At 67.0% G+C, this 613-nt stretch carries 1 protein-coding gene; it reads left to right on the forward strand.

What is annotated here, in order from left to right; genetic code table 11:
- Positions 1 to 45: 45 nt before the first annotated feature.
- Positions 46 to 613, forward strand: a 568-nt coding sequence (locus BIV23_RS45185; RefSeq protein ID WP_245790961.1) for an acyltransferase domain-containing protein, incomplete at its 3' end; no start/stop codon positions are given.

Raw genomic sequence — 613 nt, forward strand, 5'->3', positions numbered from 1 at the left:
GAGGGTGCTGGGGAGTTGGCGGGTCGTTGGGCGGGTCGGGTGTGGGTGGCGGCGTTGAACGGGCCGACGTCGACTGTGGTGTCGGGTGATGCGGATGCGTTGGACGAGCTTGTCGCCTTCGCGGAGGGGTCGGGTGTTCGGGTGCGGCGGATCGATGTGGATTATGCGTCGCATTCGGCTCATGTGGAGGCGGTTGAGGGGGAGTTGGCGGAGGTGTTGGCGCCGGTGAGGGGGGTGGTGTCTTCGGTTCCGTTCTTCTCGTCGTTGGAGGGGGGGCGGGTTGAGGGTGTGGTGTTGGACGGGGGGTATTGGTATCGGAATCTGCGGCACACGGTGGATTTCGGGGCTGCTGTGCGGGCGTTGGTGGGGGCGGGGTATCGGGCGTTCGTGGAGGTGAGTCCGCATCCGGTGTTGGTGGTGCCGTTGGAGGAGACGGTGTTGCGGCATGATGCGGGGGGTGTGTTCGCGGTGTTGGGGACGTTGCGTCGGGATCATGGTGGTCTCGGTGATGTGGTGGCGGCGGTGGGGCGGGCGTTCGTCGAGGGCGTGACCGTGCATGCCGATCGCGTGGTGCCGCATCCGGACCTGCCGACGTATCCCTTCCAGGGCGACC

This window comes from Streptomyces monashensis (genome assembly GCF_001866665.1).
Lineage (GTDB): Bacteria > Actinomycetota > Actinomycetes > Streptomycetales > Streptomycetaceae > Streptomyces > Streptomyces monashensis.